This is a genomic window from Zhongshania antarctica, from assembly GCF_014202945.1.
Taxonomy (GTDB): Bacteria; Pseudomonadota; Gammaproteobacteria; order Pseudomonadales; family Spongiibacteraceae; genus Spongiibacter; species Spongiibacter antarcticus.
In genome coordinates, this window is record NZ_JACHHW010000025.1 from 1 (window position 1) to 1268 (window position 1268).

Here is a 1268-nt window from a genome sequence, read left to right on the forward strand (position 1 = left end):
CCACCGGCGCCTCGTTCCACATATCTATACAGAAACCGAACTGTGCTCACTGCTCAAGGCGACACAGCAATTGGTGCCCAGAGAAGGGATACGCCCGGTGACCTCCCAGTGTGTTTTCGGATTGCTGGCTGCGACTGGGTTACGTATCTCTGAAGCACTTATGCTGACCACGACTGATGTCGATCTCCATAGTGGCATTTTGCATATCCGTGAAGCTAAATTCCATCAGCAACGTCTTGTCCCACTGCACCCAAGTGCTACCGACGCACTACGCGCCTACGCACAGGAGCGAGATCAGCGGGTGCAGCCAAGGTGTAACAGGTTCTTCCTGCGTGATGACGGTAGCGGCGCCAATCAGCCCGGCATCCTTTATGCCTTGCAGACGCTCTGCCAACACCTCGGCTGGCAACCGCGTGGTGACTATCAGCGTCACCGACTGCACGACTTGCGGCACACGTTTATTGTGAGACGGTTGCTGCGCTGCTACGAGGAGGGCGGCGATATTGATAGCGCCGTACTGGCGCTATCAACCTACGTCGGCCACGCCAAAGTGAGCGACACCTATTGGTATGTCACTGGTATCCCTGAGCTGATGGCGATTGCCGCTGAGCGCTTCCACGACTACAGCCAAGGCGGTGCGCGATGAACCCGTTACTTTCTGTACCCTCCGAATTCGCGGCGTTGCTCCAGCGTTTCTTTGTCGAGCGTCTGCTGCAGCAGCAGAACGTCAGCCCGCGAACTGTCGCCGCCTATCGCGATACGTTCAGGCTCTTACTGAACTATGCGGAACGCACGACGGGCAAGCCACCGACCCGGCTGGCGCTGGGCGATGTCGACGCCACTCTGGTATTGGGCTTCCTTACGCATCTCGAAGCCGAACGACACAATGCAGTACGTACCCGCAATGCCCGGTTGGCAGCACTGCGTGCCTTTGCTCACTACGTGGCCTCACAATCACCGCCTGCCTTACATCACGTACAGCAGATTCTTGCGATCCCGATGAAACGCTTCGAGCGGCCTATGCTTGAATTTCTTACTCGTCATGAGGTTCAAGCATTGCTTGCCGCACCAGGTATGGCGACCTGGTGTGCTCGCCGCGACACTGCCATGCTCGGTTTGCTTTACAACACCGGCGCACGAGTTTCCGAACTGATTGGAATCCGAGTGGCGGATGTCACCTTTGCAGCCACCACGTCGGTACGCCTGCATGGCAAAGGTCGCAAACAACGAACCGTGCCGCTATGGAAGGAAACGGCAACTGAGATTCG

2 protein-coding genes are annotated in these 1268 nt (G+C 57.3%); both read left to right on the top strand.

The window, feature by feature from the left end:
- A partial coding sequence (locus HNQ57_RS17660; RefSeq protein WP_184465256.1) for a tyrosine-type recombinase/integrase occupies nt 1–646 on the top strand: 646 nt, incomplete at its 5' end.
- On the top strand, nt 643–1268 hold a 626-nt coding region (locus HNQ57_RS17665), incomplete at its 3' end, for a tyrosine-type recombinase/integrase (RefSeq protein WP_184465257.1). The genes HNQ57_RS17660 and HNQ57_RS17665, both read left to right, overlap by 4 nt.